At 72.3% G+C, this 15,175-nt stretch carries 12 protein-coding genes; 6 read left to right on the top strand and 6 right to left on the bottom strand.

Annotation, left to right across the window (positions count from 1 at the left end; all coding sequences use genetic code 11):
* Positions 1–32 precede the first annotated feature (32 nt).
* The 4 genes from ACZ4V6_RS16800 (at position 33) to ACZ4V6_RS16785 (ending at position 4,709) form a co-directional block, all read left to right on the top strand.
* Entirely contained in the window at positions 33–740 is a 708-nt protein-coding gene (locus ACZ4V6_RS16800; RefSeq protein WP_467827635.1) for a hypothetical protein, read from the top strand.
* 84 nt (positions 741–824) lie between these two features.
* Positions 825–1,625 (top strand): DsbA family protein, encoded by an 801-nt coding sequence (locus ACZ4V6_RS16795; RefSeq protein WP_467827633.1) that lies wholly within the window; start codon positions 825–827, stop codon positions 1,623–1,625.
* An 85-nt stretch (positions 1,626–1,710) separates the two neighbouring features.
* The gene (locus ACZ4V6_RS16790; RefSeq protein ID WP_467827631.1) at positions 1,711–3,396 is read left to right on the top strand and encodes an alkaline phosphatase D family protein; all 1,686 of its coding nucleotides are present in this window, start codon (positions 1,711–1,713) and stop codon (positions 3,394–3,396) included.
* A gap of 332 nt (positions 3,397–3,728) precedes the next feature.
* A complete protein-coding gene (locus tag ACZ4V6_RS16785; protein ID WP_467827628.1) occupies positions 3,729–4,709 on the top strand; it encodes a zinc metalloprotease in 981 nt (326 codons plus the stop codon).
* Here the strand turns inward: ACZ4V6_RS16785 and ACZ4V6_RS16780 are convergent.
* On the bottom strand, positions 4,694–5,284 hold the full coding sequence (locus tag ACZ4V6_RS16780; RefSeq protein ID WP_467827625.1) for a dienelactone hydrolase family protein: 591 nt from the start codon (positions 5,282–5,284) through the stop codon (positions 4,694–4,696). The two genes, ACZ4V6_RS16785 and ACZ4V6_RS16780, sit on opposite strands and share 16 nt — an antisense overlap.
* A gap of 104 nt (positions 5,285–5,388) precedes the next feature.
* On the opposite strand from ACZ4V6_RS16780, the gene ACZ4V6_RS16775 reads away from it, so the two are divergent.
* Positions 5,389–6,522, top strand: coding sequence for a mechanosensitive ion channel family protein (locus tag ACZ4V6_RS16775; RefSeq protein WP_467827622.1), 1,134 nt, complete (start codon positions 5,389–5,391; stop codon positions 6,520–6,522).
* 27 nt (positions 6,523–6,549) lie between these two features.
* Here ACZ4V6_RS16775 and ACZ4V6_RS16770 read toward each other — a convergent pair whose 3' ends face one another.
* From ACZ4V6_RS16770 to ACZ4V6_RS16750, 5 genes are all read right to left on the bottom strand, one after another.
* On the bottom strand, positions 6,550–8,136 hold the full coding sequence (locus ACZ4V6_RS16770; RefSeq protein WP_467827620.1) for a Na+/H+ antiporter: 1,587 nt from the start codon (positions 8,134–8,136) through the stop codon (positions 6,550–6,552).
* Between the two features lie 89 nt (positions 8,137–8,225).
* Positions 8,226–8,699: a GNAT family N-acetyltransferase gene (locus tag ACZ4V6_RS16765; protein ID WP_467827617.1), complete on the bottom strand. Its 474-nt coding sequence runs from the start codon at positions 8,697–8,699 to the stop codon at positions 8,226–8,228.
* Entirely contained in the window at positions 8,696–9,640 is a 945-nt protein-coding gene (locus ACZ4V6_RS16760) for an RluA family pseudouridine synthase (RefSeq protein ID WP_467827615.1), read from the bottom strand. The genes ACZ4V6_RS16765 and ACZ4V6_RS16760 overlap by 4 nt, the downstream gene beginning before the upstream one ends.
* A gap of 56 nt (positions 9,641–9,696) precedes the next feature.
* On the bottom strand, positions 9,697–10,290 hold the full coding sequence (gene lspA, locus ACZ4V6_RS16755) for a signal peptidase II (RefSeq protein WP_467827613.1): 594 nt from the start codon (positions 10,288–10,290) through the stop codon (positions 9,697–9,699).
* Between the two features lie 120 nt (positions 10,291–10,410).
* On the bottom strand, positions 10,411–11,133 hold the full coding sequence (locus ACZ4V6_RS16750; protein ID WP_467827610.1) for a TraR/DksA family transcriptional regulator: 723 nt from the start codon (positions 11,131–11,133) through the stop codon (positions 10,411–10,413).
* Between the two features lie 611 nt (positions 11,134–11,744).
* Between ACZ4V6_RS16750 and ileS the strand changes: the two genes are divergently transcribed.
* Positions 11,745–14,894, top strand: coding sequence for an isoleucine--tRNA ligase (gene ileS, locus ACZ4V6_RS16745; RefSeq protein ID WP_467827608.1), 3,150 nt, complete (start codon positions 11,745–11,747; stop codon positions 14,892–14,894).
* Positions 14,895–15,175: the final 281 nt, after the last annotated feature.

The following is a 15,175-nucleotide window of genomic DNA, read 5'->3' as shown; positions in this document are numbered from 1 at the left end:
TACCGGCCCCCATGACACACTCTTGATTCGCTATGGACATATCCGGAACCCCGCTCAGAGCCGTACGCGCGGCGCTGTTCACGGCACTCGTCGTGACGCTCAGCACCGCGTCGCACGTGCTGCTGTCCGGGGTCCCGCTGCCGCTGAGCACGGTGGCCGCGGTCGCCGCCGCCGTGTTCCTGATCGCGTACGCCCTGGCCGGGCGGCGCGAGCGCGGCTTCGGGCGGATCGCCGCCCTGCTGATCCCTCTCGAGCTGGCCGCCGACACCGTCCTCACCACCGGCCAGCACGTCTGCTACGGCAGGGCGGGCGGCCCGGTCACGGGCCCCCTGCGCTCCGTCGGCTTCGACGTGCTGTGCGGCGACGGCACGGGGGTGGGCGCCGGCGTCGGCGCGCCGCTGACCCGGGTGACCGGCGCCGACACCGACCGGCTCGCGGCCCTGCTCGCCCACGCCGACCCCGCGACCGCCTGGCTGCTGCTCGGCGCGCACATCGGCGTCGGGCTGCTCGCGGCGGCCTGGCTGCGGCGCGGCGAGCGCGCGCTGGGCCGGTTGCTGGGCGCGGTGGCCGCGACGACCTTCCGGCCGCTCCTGCTCGCCGTCGCGGCCGTGACCGTCCGCCGGGCCCCGGCGGCGCGCCGCCCGGTCCCGGCGGTCCGCCGCGCCGCCGGCGCCCGCGAGCGGATCCTCACGCACTCCCTGGGACGGCGCGGGCCGCCGGTCTCGCTCGCCCTCGTGTGACCCCTCGGTCACCGAGCGCCGACAGTCAGCCCCCGTACCCATTCCGCACACGCCCGTGTGCGCGTCCCCGGAGAGAACATCACCATGAGCAAGCGGAACAGCCAGGCGGCGAAGACGGCGGCCCGTGAGCGCCTGCGCCAGGAGCGCGAGCGCCAGGTCAAGCGCGACAAGGTCAAGCGGCAGGTCATCGTGGCCTGCTCCATCGTCGGCGTGCTGGCGATAGCCGGCGGCATCAGCTACGCCGTCGTGCAGATGAACAAGCCCACCGGGTGGGAGAAGGCCGCCGAGGCGAAGGTGGTGGCACCGGCCAACACCTCCGGCAAGGACGGCACCACGGTCGTGGCCGGCGACTCCAAGTCCGACAACGTGGTCCACCTCTACGAGGACCCGCGCTGCCCGGCCTGCGCCTCCCTCGAGCAGAACCTCGGCGAGACCATCAACAAGGGCATGGAGGACGGCGACTACAAGCTCTCCTTCACCATCGGCACCTTCCTCGACGGCAACCTCAGCGGCGAGGGCTCGAAGAACGCGCTGAGCGCGCTCGGTGCCGCGCTGAACGTCAGCACGGACGCGTTCATCGACTACAAGACCGCCCTGTACTCGTCCGAGTACCACCCCGCGGAGACGACCGACGAGTTCGCCGAGGACGACTACCTGATCAAGGTGGCCGACACGGTCGACGCCCTGAAGAACAACAAGAAGTTCCAGGACGACGTGAAGAACGGCACCTATGACGCGTGGGCGATGCGCATGAGCAAGTCCTTCGACGACTCCGAGGGCGTCCGGTCGACCCCGACCATCAAGATCAACGACAAGGTGATCGAGAACCCGAGCACGGCCGCCGACTGGCAGAAGGCGCTCAAGGACGCGGGCGTCACCAAGTAACCCGGGCCGGCGGGCAGTCGACGAGCGGGCGAACTTTTGCGAGTTCGCCCGCTCGCGCGCATACCGATCAGTAACCTGTTCGGCCGTGACCAGTCGACACAGAACAACCGAAGAGGCCGTCCCGTCGTCCGCCGAGCGCGCCGGCTCCCGCGCGCCCAGCCGCCGTACGGTCGTCAAGGCCGCGGCGGCCGGAGCCGTCCTCGCGGCTCCGCTCGCCGCGGCACTGCCCGCCGGTGCCGCCGGTGCCGCCCCCGCCTTCCTGCACGGCGTCGCCTCCGGCGACCCGCTGCCCGACGGCGTCCTGCTGTGGACCCGGGTGACGCCGGTGCCCGAGGCCGTACCCGGTTCCGGCATCGGCCCGGACACCGAGGTGAGCTGGGTCGTCGCCACCGACAAGGCGCTCACGGACATCGTCGCCGAGGGGTCCCTCACCGCGACCGCCGCCTCCGACCACACGGTCAAGGCGGACATCCGCGGCCTCGCCCCCGCCACGGACTACTGGTACCGCTTCTCCGCGGGCCCCACCGACTCCCCCGTCGCCCGCACCCGCACCGCCCCCGCGGCCGACGCGGCCGTCACGGGCCTGCGCTTCGGCGTGGTCTCCTGCGCCAACTGGGAGGCCGGCCACTTCTCCGCGTACCGCCATCTCGCGGCGCGCGGAGACCTGGACGCCTGGCTGCACCTGGGCGACTACATCTACGAGTACGGCACCGGCGAGTACGGCACCCGCGACACCGTCGTACGGCAGCACGCGCCCGCCCACGAGATCGTCACCCTCGCCGACTACCGCACGCGGCACGCCCGGTACAAGACGGACCCTGACCTGCGGGCGCTGCACGCCTCGGCCCCGGTGGTGGCCATCTGGGACGACCACGAGTTCGCCAACGACACCTGGTCGGGCGGCGCCGAGAACCACACCGAGGGCGCGGAGGGCACCTGGACGGCGCGTCAGGCCGCCGCGAAGCAGGCCTACTTCGAGTGGATGCCGGTACGCCCGGCGATCGCCGGCACCACCTACCGCCGGCTGCGCTTCGGCAAGCTCGTCGACCTGTCGCTCCTCGACCTGCGCTCGTTCCGCTCGCAGCAGGCCGCCCTGGGCAACGGCGAAGTCGACGACCCGGACCGCACCCTCACCGGCCGCGCCCAGCTCGACTGGCTCAAGTCCGGCCTGAAGTCCTCCGACACCGCATGGCGGCTGGTCGGCAACCCGGTGATGATGTCGCCGTTCGCGGTCGGCTCGCTCCCCGCCGAGCTGCTGAAGCCGCTCGCCGAACTCCTCGGCCTGCCGAAGGAGGGGCTCGCGCTCAACACCGACCAGTGGGACGGCTACACCGACGACCGCCGTGAGCTGCTGGCCCACCTGCGCGCCAACGCCATCCGCAACACCGTGTTCCTGACCGGCGACATCCACATGGCGTGGGCCAACGACGTGCCGTACAACGCCGCCACGTACCCGCTGTCCGGCTCGGCGGCCACGGAGTTCGTCGTCACCTCGGTGACCTCCGACAACCTGGACGACATCCTGAAGGTCCCCGAGGGCACGGTGTCCGCGGTCGCCGCGCCGGTCATCCGGGCGGCCAACCGGCACGTCCACTGGGTCGACACCGACCGGCACGGCTACGGCGTGCTGGACGTCACCGCCGAGCGGGCGCAGATGGACTACTACGTCGTCTCCGACCGCACCGACCCGGACGCGGGCTCCAAGTGGACGCGTTCGTACCGCACGCGCAGCGGCACGCAGCGCGTCGAGCGGGTCTACTCCCCCGTCTGATCCCGCAACCCCGCTCGCACCGGCGATTTTCGGCCAGTCCGGCACGACGAGCGGACCACCGCGGGGAAACCGTGCGACTACGGCGGGTGGTGTGAACGGTCGACCGAACCGGGACACGCCACCCGCCGGGCTCCGCACCCGTCACGCTGCGATCCCAAACGCCGGGCGGCGAGCCGGACCCCTCCGGAACTCCTCCCCAATTGCTCGCTTTCGCCGGGTATTTGATTGGGCCTGATCATTGCTCTGTCCGCGTCGGCATGTACACGTAATCTCCGGGCGGCGGCCAGGAAGATCCCTGCGCCCCATCCCCACCGCACCCGCCAGGAGCCCGCATGCGTGCGCTTGCCCGGATACCGTCCCTGACCCCCAGACGCCTTCTCGGCCCGGCCGTCGTGGCCGGAACCCTGCTGCTCTCCCCGCTGTCCGCGCCCACCGGCGTCGCCGCCGCCGGCACCCCGGCCGCCGACTGCGCCGACGACACCCACGCCACGGCCCGCCAGGCCCGCCCCGGCCACGGCGACCACGCCGCCGAACCGAACGAGGTCAGCGAGGCCGACGCCCGGGCCATGGACGCCGACCTGCGCACCAAGCTCGACAAGCTCCGCGCGAACGGCCGCGGCACGGCGGCCGTCACCTCGGCCACCGTCCCGGTCTACTTCCACGTCATCCACGACGGTGACGCCGGCAAGCTCGACTCCGCCGCCGTCGCCGCCCAGATGAACGTCCTGAACGCGGCCTACGCGGGCGGCGGCACCGGCAACACCGACTCGGGCTTCCGGTTCACCCTGGCCGGCACCGACTACACCGACAACGCCGCCTGGTACACCGTCGGCTCCGGCTCGCCGGAGGAGAAGGCGATGAAGTCCGCCCTGCGCCAGGGCGGCGCGAACGCGCTCAACGTCTACACGGCCGACATCGGAGGCGGGCTCCTGGGCTGGGCCACCTTCCCCAGCTCCTACCGGTCGAGCCCCTCCATGGACGGCGTCGTCATCCTCGACGCCTCGCTGCCGGGCGGCTCCGCCGCCAACTACGACCAGGGCGACACCGCCACCCACGAGGTCGGCCACTGGCTGGGGCTGTACCACACCTTCCAGGGCGGCTGCAACGGCCAGGGCGACTACGTCGCGGACACCCCGGCCGAGAAGAGCCCCGCCTACCAGTGCCCCGAGGGCCGCGACACCTGCGCCCGCCAGGCGGGAGCCGACCCGATCCACAACTTCATGGACTACACGTACGACGCGTGCATGGACCGGTTCACCACGGGCCAGGTGCAGCGCATGCAGGACAGCTGGGCGGCCTACCGGGCCGGCTGATCCCGCTCCAGCGAGTCGAGGAAGCCGAGCGCCACCCGCCAGGTGGCCTCGGCCGCCTCCTCGTCGTAGTCCGGCAGCCCGGGGTCGGTGTAGAGGTGCCCCGCCCCGGCGTACCGGTACACCTCCACGTCGGCGCCGGCCCGGCCCATCTGGAGGTACCAGGCGCTGAGCCAGTCGTCCGTCTCGAACGGGTCGGGCTCGGCGACGTGCAGCTGCACCGGCAGGTCGTCCACCGAGGCGTTGGCGGCGATGTCCGAGGTGCCGTGCAGGAGCAGCAGTCCGCGCGCCCGGTGATCACCGAGGGCGAGGGTCTGGGCGATGGAGGCGCCGAGCGAGAACCCGGCGTACACCAGCCCGCGCTCGGAATAGGGCGCGGCGGCCAGCACGGCCCGCTTCAGCAGCTCCTCCCTGCCGGTCTCGTCCTGGTACGCCATGCCCTCCTCGACCGTGTCGAACGTCCGCCCCTCGAAGAGGTCCGGGGTCCAGACCTGGTGCCCGGCGTCGCGCAGCCGGTCGGCGGCCTGCCGCACCGCGGGCCTCGGGCCATGGGTCGAGTGAAAGAGCACGATGTTCATGGGGCCATGGTGCCAGCCGGGTGCGACAACGCGACGGGCGGCGGCGTCCGGCGGGGGACGCACGTCACAGGTTCGCGCCGGGCCGGGCCGGTTACGTTCGAGGGATGGAGAACCCGGAGAACATACTCCGTCCGCTGCTCGTGGTCGGCGGCTCCGTCCTGCTGACCCTGGTCATCGGGTGGGCCACCGACCTGCTGCTGCGCAAGGCCGACGGACGGCACGCCGAGACACCCCTGTGGGGGCTGCTGCGCCGTGCCCGCGTCCCCTACCAGCTCGTGCTGTGCGCGGCGCTGCTGAGAGGGACCTACGTCGAGGCAGGGGTGTTCCCGGAGCACCGGGTGGGCGTCGGCCGGACGCTGACGCTGGTGCTGATCGGCTCGGCGGCCTGGCTGGTGATCCGGATCGCCGCGGCCGTCGTCGAGACGTCGTACTCCCGCTACGCCCACGCCCATGCCCAGCGCGACCCGGCCCGGGTGCGGCGGGTGCGCACCCAGGTGTCGCTGATCATGCGGGTGGTCTCCGCGGTCGTCGGCGTCGTCGCCGTGTCGTCGATGCTGCTGACGTTCCCGGCGATGCGCACGGCGGGCACCTCGCTGCTGGCCTCGGCCGGTGTCCTCGGCATCGTGGCCGGCATCGCCGCGCAGTCCACGCTGGGCAACCTGTTCGCGGGGCTGCAGATCGCCTTCGGCGACATGGTGCGCCTCGGCGACACGGTCGTGGTGAACGGCGAGTGGGGCACCGTCGAGGAGATCACGCTGACCTTCCTGACCGTGCGCACCTGGGACGAGCGCCGGATCACGATGCCGGTGTCGTACTTCACGTCCCAGCCGTTCGAGAACTGGTCGCGGGGCACCCCGCAGATGACCGGCGTCGTCTACTGGCACCTCGACCACACGGCCCCGCTGGACGCGATGCGCGAGCGGCTGCGGGACATCCTGCGCGGCTGCCCGGCCTGGGACGGACGGGCCTACAACCTGACCGTCACGGACACCACCCCGAACACCATGCAGGTACGGGCCCTGGTGACGGCGAAGGACGCGGACGACATCTGGACGGTACGGGTCGAGGTGCGCGAGCAGATGATCCGCTGGCTGGCCGACGAGCACCCGTACGCCCTGCCCCGCGTCAACACGGCGGACGCGGACCGGCGCCCCGACCTCGGCGGCTTCCCCCGCTCCCGGCGCCCGGCGGACGGGGAGGCGCGCCGTTTCCCGCACCAGTCGCGCAAGACCCTGTGACCGGGGCGCACGGGCCCGGCGGCACGGTCAGCGCAGGCTGCGGACGTCCAGGTGGCGCAGCACCCGGTCGACGATCTCCGGGTCGGCCCCGGGTTCGCTGCGTGCCGCCAGCACCTCGTGGCGCGCGGCGCTGAGCATCTCGCCCTGGATCCGGCGGATCCGCTTCAGCCGCCGGGCGCGCTGGAGCTGTGCCTCGCGCCGCTCCTCGTCCCCGATGTCCGGGCTGATCCTGATGCCGATGTCGAAGGCCCGCCGCAGCATCTGCTCGGACAGCTCCTCCGGGAGTTCCTCGACCGCCTCGATCTCCTTGAGCCGCTGCTTCGCCGCCTTCGCCGCGCGCACGGCGAGCGCCTTCTCGTAGTCCTTCTCGCGCTCGGTGTCCGACCGCACCCCGAGCCGGTTCACCAGCCACGGCAGCGTCAGGCCCTGGAGCAGCAGCGTCACCATGATCACCCCGAAGGCGATGAAGACGATCTCCTCCCGGTTCGGGAAGGGGGAGCCGTCCTCCGTCTTCAGCGGGATCGCGAGCGCCAGCGCCACCGAGGCGACGCCCCGCATCCCCGACCACCACATGACGACGGTCTCCCGCCAGCTCGTCGGGATGTCCTCGTCGTGGTCGCGCCGGGCGTGCAGCCGCTGGGTCAGCCAGGTGGCCGGCAGCAGCCACACCAGCCGGACGAGGATCACCACGCCGACGATCGCCCCGGCCCAGCCCAGCAGCTCGGTCCACCGTCCGGAGGCCGTGCGGACGGCGTTGTGCAGCTCCAGTCCGATCAGCCCGAAGGCGACGCCCGTGACGAGGGTGTCGACGACGTCCCAGACCGTGTGCCCGGCCAGCCGGGTCATCACGTCGTCGGCGCCGACCGCGTACTCGGCGAGGAACATGGCGGTGGTCAGCACGGCGAGCACCCCGGAGCCGTGGAGCTCCTCGGCCAGCACGTACGAGACGTAGGGCACGAGCAGCGTCAGTCCGATCTGCAGGGTGGCGTCCCCCAGCAGGTCCAGCAGCTTGTTGGCGCCCCAGCCCAGCGCCAGGCCCACCGCGACGGCGACGACGGCGGACAGCACCAGGTCGAGGCCGGCCGTCCACGGCGAGAAGGAACCGCTGACGGCCGCGGCGATGGCCACGTGGTAGAGCACGATGGCCGTCACGTCGTTGAAGAGGCCCTCGCCCTCGAGGATGGACACCAGGCGGCGCGGCAGTCCCAGCTGGCCGGCGACGGCGGTCGCCGCGACCGGGTCGGGCGGCGCCACCAGCGCGCCGAGCGCGAAGGCGGCGGCGATCGGCAGACCCGGCACGATCGCGTGGGCCACGGTGGCCACGCACGCCGTGGTGACGAACACCAGCGCGACCGCCAGCAGGAAGATCGGGCGTCTGTTGGCCGCGAACTGCCGCCAGGAGGTGCGCCGCACGGCCGCGTACAGCAGCGGCGGCAGCAGGGCGGGCAGGATGAGTTCGGGCGGGATGTCGACGTTGGGCACGAAGTCGAGCAGGGCCAGGACGATCCCGAGGACCGTCATCAGCACGGGCGCCGGCAGCCCGAGCCGGTCCCCGACCGGGACGCTCAGCAGGGCCCCGAGCAGCAGCATGAACAACAGGGCCAACTGATCCACGGTCACCGCTCCGGTGGGGTCTCGGCGTGCACACGGCGGGTTTCCAGCCTGCCATGTCACCGGCCCCACCAGCCGGTCCGGCTCGGCTCCTACAGAAAGCGCCGCATCGCGCGGTGGGGTATCCCCGCGTCGGGGAACTCCGGTCCGTAGGCCTGGTACCCCAGTCGCTCGTAGAAACCCAGGGCGTGCGTCTGCGCGTGCAGGTCGACCGCGGTGAGCCCGCGCGCGCGTGCCGCGTCCTCGACGGCGCGCACCAGCGCGGCCCCGACGCCCAGTCCGCGGGCGTCCCGGACGACGGCGAGCCGTCCGAGGGAGCCGACGGCCGGGTCCCCGTCGCCGTTCCTCGCCGCGGCGGCCGCGCCGTGCAGCAGCCGCGAGGTGCCGAGCGGTACGCCGTCCTCCCGGACCGCGAGGACGTGCACGGCGCCGGCGTCGTACGCGTCGTACTCGATGTCCTCCGGGACGTTCTGCTCGGCGACGAAGACCTCCTTGCGCACCGCGAAGCACGCCTCCCGGTCGGCGAGGTCCTCCACGACGCGCACCTCGTAGGCCGGGGTGCTCATGCGTAGGTCTCCTCGCGGACCCGGTCCAGGGCCAGCTGGAGGTCCTCGGGGTAGTCGCTGGCGTACTCGACCCACTGTCCGTCGCCGGGGTGCTCGAAGCCGAGCCGTACGGCGTGCAGCCACTGGCGGGTCAGGCGCAGCCGCTTGGCCAGCGTCGGGTCGGCGCCGTAGGTGAGGTCGCCGACGCAGGGGTGGCGGTGGGCGGCCATGTGGACGCGGATCTGGTGGGTGCGGCCGGTCTCCAGCTTCACGTCGAGCAGGGAGGCCGCGCGGAACGCCTCGATGAGGTCGTAGTGCGTGACGGAGGGCTTGCCCTCGGCGGTGACGGCCCACTTGTAGTCGTGCTGGGGGTGACGGCCGATGGGGGCGTCGATGGTGCCGCTGGTGGGATCGGGGTGGCCCTGCACGAGCGTGTGGTAGCGCTTGTCGACGGTGCGCTCCTTGAACTGGCGCTTGAGCGAGGTGTACGCCCGCTCCGACTTCGCCACCACCATCAGACCGGAGGTGCCCACGTCGAGGCGGTGCACGATGCCCTGCCGCTCGGCGGCGCCGGAGGTGGAGATGCGGTACCCGGCGGCGGCCAGTCCCCCGATGACCGTGGGGCCGGTCCAGCCGGGCGACGGGTGGGCGGCGACGCCGACGGGCTTGACGATGACGACCACGTCCTCGTCGTCGTGCACGATCTCCATGCCCTCGACGGGCTCGGCGACCACCTGCACCGGCGCGGGCGCCTGGGGCATCTCGACCTCGAGCCAGGCGCCGCCGCGGACCCGCTCGGACTTGCCGACCACCGATCCGTCGACCTGCACCTTGCCCGCCGCGGCGAGCTCCGCGGCCTTGGTACGGGAGAAGCCGAACATGCGGGAGATGGCGGCGTCGACGCGCTCGCCCTCCAGGCCGTCGGGCACGGGCAGGGTACGGATCTCGGGAAGCGTGCTCACCCGTCGAGTATGCCGGACGGCCCGGACGGTCCCGCACGCCCGTCCGGCACGGGGCCTCAGTCCCGGTGGACGGTCCCGTCCGGGTCCAGGCCGCGGAAGGAGAGGATCACGATCAGGATGCCGCCGCAGACGATCGCCGAGTCGGCGAGGTTGAAGACGGCGAAGTGCTTGGGCGCGATGAAGTCGACGACCGCGCCCTCGAAGACGCCGGGCGAGCGGAAGATCCGGTCGGTGAGGTTGCCGAGCGCGCCGCCGAGCAGCAGGCCGAGCGCGATCGCCCACGGCAGGCTGTGCAGCTTGCGCGCGAGGCGGGCGATCACGACGATCACGGCCGCGGCGATCACCGTGAAGATGACCGTGAAGGCCTCGCCGAAGCCGAAGGCCGCGCCCGCGTTGCGGATCGCGGCGAGCCTCAGCCAGTCACCGACGATCTCGATCGGCTCGTGGTGCTCCAGCTCGGCGACCACGATCATCTTGCTGACCAGGTCGAGGAGGTAGGCGAACGCGGCGACCGCGAACAGCACGGCGATCCGCCGCTTGCCCCGGGGGCGCTCCGGCGCCCGCTCCTGCTCGGCTTCGGGCCGCTCCTGCCCGTCCCCCGCCGCGTCCGGGGTGTCCGGCGTACCGATGATGCGCTCCGCCTCTGCCACGTGAGTCCCTCAGCCTAGGTACCTGACTGAGGACGAGGGTACGGCACGCCTCCCGTCCCGGACGTGCTCAGGACGTGCTCGGGACGTGCACGGAGGCGGAACGGCGCGACCGGTGCCGGCTCAGTAGCGGCGTTCCTGCTTCTGCTTGCACTCGACGCACAGGGTGGCCCGCGGGAAGGCCTGCATGCGCGCCTTGCCGATGGGGTCGCCGCAGTTCTCGCACAGGCCGTAGGTGCCCGCGTCCAGGCGTTCCAGGGCGCGCTCGGTCTGGGTGAGCATCTCGCGCGCGTTGGCGGCCAGCGCCAGTTCGTGCTCGCGCGTGATGTTCTTGGTGCCGGTGTCCGCCTCGTCGTCGCCGGCGCCGTCCCCGGAGTCCCGCATCAGGCCCTGCAGCGACCGCTCCGACTGGTCGATCTCGGTGCGCAGCCGGTCCGCCTCGGACTGGAGCTCCCCGCGGGCCTCCTCGACCTCCGCCGGGGTCCAGGGGTCCTCGCCGGGGCGTACCGCGAGGTCGCCGGGGACCGCGGCGGTGCCGCGTGCCTTCGGAACCGCGGACTTGGCCGCCGTGGCCGTGCCAGGAGTCTTCTTCGCAACCACCGTCGTGGCTCCCGTCTGCTCCGCGGCCTCGGCCGCGCCCGCCTTCTTCGCCGTGCTCTTCTTGGCCGCGGTCCTCTTGTCCGCGGTCCTCTTGGCCGCGGCCTTCTCCGCCGCGGTCCCGTCCACGGCGCGCTCCGCCGCGGCGGCCTTCTTCGCCGTGGTCCTCTTCGCGGCCGTCGTCTTCCTGGCAGCGGACTTCTTCGCAGTCGCCTCCGACTGCTCTACGGCGGTCTTCTTCGCCACCATGGCCGCGGCCCCTTCACATATTGTGATCTTGCTCGCGAATCGTGCTGGGACGATAAATCGACTCGGGCCCCGCGGCAACGGGGCACGCCGCCCGATTCGCCCGCCCACCGCGCGCCGCGCGGCGAGCATGCATGCGTTGTGCCCAGCTCCCCGCCCGGTAATCCGCCGGCCCGGTTCCCGGCCGGACCCGCCGGGATCCGGGCCCCGGGCCCGGCATTCGGGTCACCGGGGGCCGCCCGACGCCCCCTCCCCGCCCGGCGCCGAAACCGGTCGGCCGCTGTCCGCGCGGCGCCGTACACTGGGCGGAGCGAAAAGCGTGGATGGGGACGAGTAGCGGCGTACGCAGCCCAGAGCGACCCGGGGACGGTGTGAGCCCGGGGGCGAGCGCGACGTGAAGATCACCCCGGAGCCGCCGGAGGAAAGCCCGACCCGAGGGACGGGCGAGTAGAACCGGCCTCGCTGCCCCAATGAGGGGGCTCACCGGCGCACACGACGCACCGGGGGGCCAAGGAGGGTGGTACCGCGGGAGCGCGCCGCACACAGCGGCGTACGTAGCCTTTACGGCTCTCGTCCCTCCGACGGAAGGCAGTACGTCCGCCGGAGGAAGCTCGTTGAATACGCAGCCGCAGTACCGTCAGGTGCCCGCCCAGGTCGACCTGCCCGCGCTCGAACACGCGGTGCTCGACTTCTGGCGCGAGCAGAAGATCTTCGCCAAGAGCCTGGAGCAGTCCGAGGGCCGCCCCGAGTGGGTGTTCTACGAGGGCCCGCCCACCGCCAACGGCATGCCGGGCGCCCACCACATCGAGGCGCGCGTCTTCAAGGACGTCTTCCCCCGCTTCCGCACTATGCGCGGCTACCACGTGGCCCGCAAGGCCGGCTGGGACTGCCACGGCCTCCCGGTCGAGCTCGCGGTGGAGAAGGAGCTCGGCTTCAACGGCAAGAAGGACATCGAGGCGTACGGCATCGCCGAGTTCAACGCCAAGTGCCGCGAGTCCGTGACCCGGCACACCGACGCCTTCGCCGAGCTGACCACCCGCATGGGCTACTGGGTCGACCTCGACGACGCCTACCGGACCATGGACCCGGAGTACGTCGAGTCGGTCTGGTGGTCGCTGAAGGAGATCTTCGGCAAGGGCCTGCTGGTCCAGGACCACCGCGTCGCGCCCTGGTGCCCGCGCTGCGGCACCGGCCTGTCCGACCACGAGCTGGCCCAGGGCTACGAGACGGTCGTCGACCCCTCCGTCTACGTCCGCTTCCCGCTGACCTCCGGTCCCCTGGCCGGCGAGGCGGCGCTCCTGATCTGGACGACCACCCCCTGGACGCTGGTCTCCAACACCGCCGTCGCCGCGCACCCCGACGTGACGTACGTCGTCGCGACGAACGGTGAGGAGAAGCTGGTCGTCGCCGAGCAGCTCGTCGAGAAGGCCCTCGGCGAGGGCTGGGAGACCACCGGGCAGTCCTTCACCGGCGCCGAGATGGAGCGCTGGGCCTACCGGCGCCCGTTCGAGCTGGTGGAGTTCCCCGAGCCCGCGCACTACGTGGTCAACGCCGAGTACGTCACCACCGAGGACGGCACCGGCCTGGTCCACCAGTCCCCCGCCTTCGGCGAGGACGACCTCAGGGTCTGCCGCTCCTACGGCCTGCCGGTCGTCAACCCGGTCCGCCCCGACGGCACCTTCGAGGAGGGCCTCCCCCTGGTCGGCGGCGTCTTCTTCAAGAAGGCCGACGAGCAGCTCACGGAGGACCTGGACGCCCGGGGCCTGCTGTTCAAGCACATCCCGTACGAGCACAGCTACCCGCACTGCTGGCGCTGCCACACCGCGCTGCTGTACTACGCGCAGCCGTCCTGGTACATCCGCACCACGGCGATCAAGGACCGTCTCCTCCAGGAGAACGAGAAGACCAACTGGTTCCCCGACTCGGTCAAGCACGGCCGGTACGGCGACTGGCTGAACAACAACATCGACTGGGCGCTCTCCCGCAACCGCTACTGGGGCACCCCGCTGCCGATCTGGCGCTGCGAGGACGATCACCTCACCGCCGTCGGCTCCCGCGCGGAGCTGTCCGAGCTGACCGGCACCGACCAGTCCGCGCTCGACCCCCACCGCCCGTACATCGACGAGGTCACCTTCGCCTGCCCGCAGGACGGCTGCGGCAGGACGGCCACGCGCGTGCCGGAGGTCATCGACGCCTGGTACGACTCGGGCTCGATGCCGTTCGCGCAGTGGGGCTACCCGTACAAGAACAAGGAACTGTTCGAGTCCCGCTACCCGGCGCAGTTCATCTCCGAGGCCATCGACCAGACCCGCGGCTGGTTCTACACGCTGATGGCCGTCGGCACCCTGGTCTTCGACAAGTCCTCGTACGAGAACGTCGTCTGCCTCGGCCACATCCTCGCCGAGGACGGCCGCAAGATGTCCAAGCACCTGGGCAACATCCTGCAGCCGATCCCGCTGATGGACCAGCACGGCGCCGACGCGGTGCGCTGGTTCATGGCGGCCGGCGGCTCCCCGTGGGCGGCCCGCCGCGTCGGCCACGGCACCATCCAGGAGGTCGTCCGCAAGACGCTCCTCACCTACTGGAACACGGTCGCCTTCCAGGCCCTGTACGCCCGCACCAGCGGCTGGGCGCCCAGCGGGGCCGACCCGGCCCCGGCCGAGCGTCCGGTGCTGGACCGCTGGCTGCTGTCCGAGCTGCACGCGCTCACCGACCAGGTGACCCAGGCGCTGGAGAGCTACGACACCCAGCGCGCCGGCAAGCTGCTGTCCGCGTTCGTCGACGACCTGTCCAACTGGTACGTCCGCCGCTCGCGCCGCCGCTTCTGGCAGGGCGACAAGGCCGCGCTGCGCACGCTGCACGAGGTCGTCGAGACGGTCACCAAGCTCATGGCCCCGCTGACCCCGTTCATCACCGAGCGGGTCTGGCAGGACCTGATCGTCCCGGTCACCCCGGGTGCCCCGGAGTCGGTCCACCTGGCCTCCTGGCCCGAGGCCGACCTGACGGCGATCGACCCCGAGCTGTCGAAGCAGATGGTGCTGGTGCGCCGCCTGGTCGAACTGGGCCGCGCCACGCGCGCGGAGTCGGGCGTCAAGACCCGGCAGCCGCTGCGCCGCGCGCTGATCGCCGCGACGGGCTTCGACGCGCTCTCCCCCGAGCTGCACACGCAGATCACGGAGGAGCTGAACGTCGAGTCCCTCGCGTCGCTGAGCGAGGTCGGCGGTTCCCTGGTCGACACGACGGCGAAGGCCAACTTCCGTGCGCTGGGCAAGCGGTTCGGCAAGCGCGTCCAGGACGTCGCCAAGGCCGTCGCGGCCGCGGACGCCGCCGCCCTCTCCCTGGCGCTGCGCGAGGGCACGGCGTCGGTGGAGGTCGACGGTGAGACGATCACCCTCGCTCCCGACGAGGTGATCATCACCGAGACGCCGCGTGAGGGCTGGTCGGTCGCCTCGGACTCGGGCGCGACGGTCGCCCTCGACCTGGAGATCACGGAGGAGCTGCGCCGTGCGGGCCTCGCCCGCGACGCCATCCGCCTGATCCAGGAGGCCCGCAAGAACAGCGGTCTCGACGTCGCCGACCGCATCGCCCTGCGCTGGACGGCCACGGACCCGGCGACGATCGCCGCCCTGACCGAGCACGCCGCGCTGATCTCCGACGAGGTCCTCGCGACGGACTTCGCCCAGGGCGAGGCGGACGACGGCTACGGGGACGCGTTCACGGACGAGGGCCTGTCCCTGACGTTCCGGCTGCGCAAGCAGCGGTAACGGCCACAGCGAAGGCCCGGCCCCTGGAATTCGCACCGAGGGGCCGGGCCTTTCGTCATACCGCTCGCGGCAGCTGCGGGCAGTCGTGCCCTCCCCAGGGTCTGGACGGCCCGGGAGGTATCCCGAGGGCGGTGGGGCCCCTCCGGGGGAGGCACCCCGCAACGCCTGGCCACCGGCCCCACCCCGCCCGGCGCCGACACCCCGCACCACACACGAGGGCGGGCCCCGGGTCAGAAACCCGGGGCCCGCCCTGAACGCCGCCGAAGGCTACGCCGTACTAC

Source organism: Streptomyces sp. NPDC029152 (genome assembly GCF_055564355.1).
Note: the sequence above shows the minus strand (reverse complement) of the source record. Positions and strands in the feature narration are given on the sequence as shown.

What these genes read in the sequence shown, in the direction of transcription:
- ACZ4V6_RS16800 (WP_467827635.1), top strand. Translation starts at nt 33, where the DNA reads ATGGACATATCCGGAACCCCGCTCAGAGCCGTACGCGCGGCGCTGTTC.
- ACZ4V6_RS16795 (WP_467827633.1), top strand. Translation starts at nt 825, where the DNA reads ATGAGCAAGCGGAACAGCCAGGCGGCGAAGACGGCGGCCCGTGAGCGC.
- ACZ4V6_RS16785 (WP_467827628.1), top strand. Translation starts at nt 3,729, where the DNA reads ATGCGTGCGCTTGCCCGGATACCGTCCCTGACCCCCAGACGCCTTCTC.
- ACZ4V6_RS16780 (WP_467827625.1), bottom strand. Translation starts at nt 5,284, where the DNA reads ATGAACATCGTGCTCTTTCACTCGACCCATGGCCCGAGGCCCGCGGTG.
- ACZ4V6_RS16775 (WP_467827622.1), top strand. Translation starts at nt 5,389, where the DNA reads ATGGAGAACCCGGAGAACATACTCCGTCCGCTGCTCGTGGTCGGCGGC.
- ACZ4V6_RS16765 (WP_467827617.1), bottom strand. Translation starts at nt 8,699, where the DNA reads ATGAGCACCCCGGCCTACGAGGTGCGCGTCGTGGAGGACCTCGCCGAC.
- ACZ4V6_RS16750 (WP_467827610.1), bottom strand. Translation starts at nt 11,133, where the DNA reads ATGGTGGCGAAGAAGACCGCCGTAGAGCAGTCGGAGGCGACTGCGAAG.